General features: G+C 35.6%; 4 protein-coding genes. All 4 read right to left on the reverse strand.

The genetic code is table 11. The features are described 5' to 3' along the window. Window positions 1-22: 22 nt before the first annotated feature. Window positions 23-826, reverse strand: coding sequence for a hypothetical protein (locus tag ACFV4F_RS39435; protein WP_380510126.1), 804 nt, complete (start codon window positions 824-826; stop codon window positions 23-25). Between the two features lie 53 nt (window positions 827-879). Continuing rightward, on the reverse strand, window positions 880-1,101 hold the full coding sequence (locus ACFV4F_RS39440) for a hypothetical protein (RefSeq protein WP_376642817.1): 222 nt from the start codon (window positions 1,099-1,101) through the stop codon (window positions 880-882). An 82-nt stretch (window positions 1,102-1,183) separates the two neighbouring features. Continuing rightward, window positions 1,184-1,651, reverse strand: a complete 468-nt coding sequence (locus ACFV4F_RS39445) for a hypothetical protein (protein WP_326194938.1) — start codon at window positions 1,649-1,651, stop codon at window positions 1,184-1,186. Between the two features lie 20 nt (window positions 1,652-1,671). Beyond that, complete coding sequence (locus ACFV4F_RS39450; RefSeq protein WP_326194937.1) at window positions 1,672-1,839, reverse strand: helix-turn-helix domain-containing protein; 168 nt, start codon at window positions 1,837-1,839, stop codon at window positions 1,672-1,674. Between the last annotated feature and the right edge of the window lie 614 nt (window positions 1,840-2,453).

Consider the following 2,453-nt stretch of genomic DNA (forward strand, 5'->3'; position numbering starts at 1 on the left):
TATTCTATTTTTAATTAAAAATTTAAAATCCACATATCAATCGTAAATCATAAGATAAACGTTTCGCCGTTTTGATATTTACTTGCGGGAGATATTTCTGAATTAAATCCCCAATAAATTGAGCCTTTTCTTCATTGTCATATAAAACCCTCATGCCTGCATTTATTGCAATTAATAAATCTTTATATCTCCTTAAATCGGCTTTTCCTTCATATAGCAAAATCCATGAATTCATATCAGCCAGTCTAAGAGAATCAAAATTTCTCATAAATGCTTTATGCTGTTTCCTTTTATTATTGGGGACAACATGCATACTTATTGTTCCTATTTCAGCGGGAAGTTTAGCACCTAAAAAACCTCTTATAGATTCGATAAGATAATCAACGCTCACATGTCTGTAAGACCGTTTTAAGTCCTCTATCACATTTGCATCCATCATTGTGTCGGTTTTTTCTTTCCAGTAAATCATTAAATAGGGTTCAGTAGCTTGTCGGGCTTTTCTTTCAGCCGCTTTTCTTTTTCTTTCTTCAGCCTTCGCCCGCTTATTTAATTCTTTGTTATACCATTCATTAAATCGTGATTCGCTCCAATACCTTTTTGCGGAATGTTCGGAGACTTTAAATCCTAACCGTTTAATTAATTCAGATCGTTCATTTGCAATTAAACTACGACTCTTTTTCTTAACAATTTTATTTACTGTGGCAGGTTTATTTTTTAATTCCTTTATAACCTTTTTGTCAGTAATTCCGACTTTTTTCAAGGAAGCTATATTTTGTTTTTTCTGATGTTTCTTCTTCAGCCGCCTTTTCTTCCCAATCAGTGACACCCCCTTTAAACACAAAAGTCACAGGGAAACGAATTTCCCTGTCAATTTAATATTTAAATGGCTTCTGCTTTTTGTGTCGGAATATAGCGAACAGAACCGCGTGACAGTTCGTCTTGTGCTTCAGCATGAAAATAGGAGACTATTGCAAGCATTTCTGAACGAGTGAAACTAATAATCTGTTGTGTATCGTCATCAAGCTTTTGAGCGAAACAATACATATTCTCCACTCTATCCTCTTTAATCTCTGTGCGGCGTTCTCCGTTGTCGAAAATCATTACGTTTTTATCCAAGTCTAGCAACCTCCGTATATAGTAATTTAATATAAGAAAAGCCGCCCCGATCGGAGCGACTATTTAATTAGTCCACAAGCGCAAGTGTCAATGTTTTAAAGCCGCGGCGGGTTTTAACTTCTTTTGGAACAACTTTTAATGGCTCGTCCGTCCAAGGACCTTGCCCTACAATCCCAATGATACGTTGTAGGGAGCTTGCTACGCCCTGAGATACACTGTGATAGCCTTGTCCGTCTGCTGTTAAAAGAACAACGCGCATTGCCTGAATTGTCTCTTTCGTGACTTCATCCTCTAATTCAACCGCATGGGCGACCATGTCTGTAATTTCAATTACTTCTCCGATATGGTCTGATAGAGAGTGTTCAGCGTTGCTTACCGCGTTGTAAAGTTTGATGCTGCTCTTTCTGTCCGTTGCCTGGATAGTTGAAAACATTTGTTGTGTACCTTGTTCAAAAATACTTGGTGATGCTGTTGCAATGTCCTCAGTTGCCAATACGTCAGTAGTGTTTTCAGTGTTTTTAATAGTGTTTGTCATTTTAAAATTCCCCCAAAGAATTAATTTTGTTTTAAGTATTCATTGAATTTTTCAGCTGACACGCGCCATTCTCGACCGACTTTGAAACCTTTAATTTCTCCGTTGTTCAGCATTTTGCGAGCCGTTTTTTCAGATATTTTTAATATCTCGGCTACCTGTTTAACTGTTAAAACCTCTTCACTAGACAAAAAGCGTACCTCCCTCTACATATGTATCACTTCCTTTAAAGGGCTTCAGATTCCTTTATGTTCCCTTTGATGACCTTATCTTACCATCAAGGGATATATCATGTCTACCCCTTTTTACAAATTTCTTCAGAATTTTTTCAGGAAGGATTCGACATTATGCGACATATTGGTAGGAGAAGAAAATATTTCTGTACCAATAATAGAACACATGTTCCTGAATGTAAAGTCCTATTATATATGAAATAACTGGGTATCAGGGATAGAAATGTCCTATCTCTTATGTTCGCACTGAGTATAAATGTTTATAACAGGTTATTATTGACAAACTAAAATAAGTGTGTATATACTCTCTCCATTAAAGGAGATGAATAATTTATGCCAAATCTAGAAATATTAGATATTATTAATATGAAATTAGATACGAAATACAAGCATATTGAACACTTTTTAAAGGATTGGATAGATAAGAAGTACAACAATATGGATGTTTACGAAATTCTTGTATATTTAAAACACTTTAATATATCGCCTAAAGAATAGTCCTCCCTTTTCCGGGAGGATATTTTATTTATTGACAGTTCCCGTGGTTCATGTTAATTAGCACAGAAATGTGG

Origin of the sequence: Kitasatospora sp. NPDC059722 (assembly GCF_042733235.1) — a bacterium.
GTDB lineage: Bacteria > Actinomycetota > Actinomycetes > Streptomycetales > Streptomycetaceae > Kitasatospora.

Excerpts from the sequence above, each read along its gene's own strand:
- ACFV4F_RS39440 (WP_376642817.1), bottom strand. The coding sequence starts at position 1,101 with ATGATTTTCGACAACGGAGAACGCCGCACAGAGATTAAAGAGGATAGA.
- ACFV4F_RS39445 (WP_326194938.1), bottom strand. The coding sequence starts at position 1,651 with ATGACAAACACTATTAAAAACACTGAAAACACTACTGACGTATTGGCA.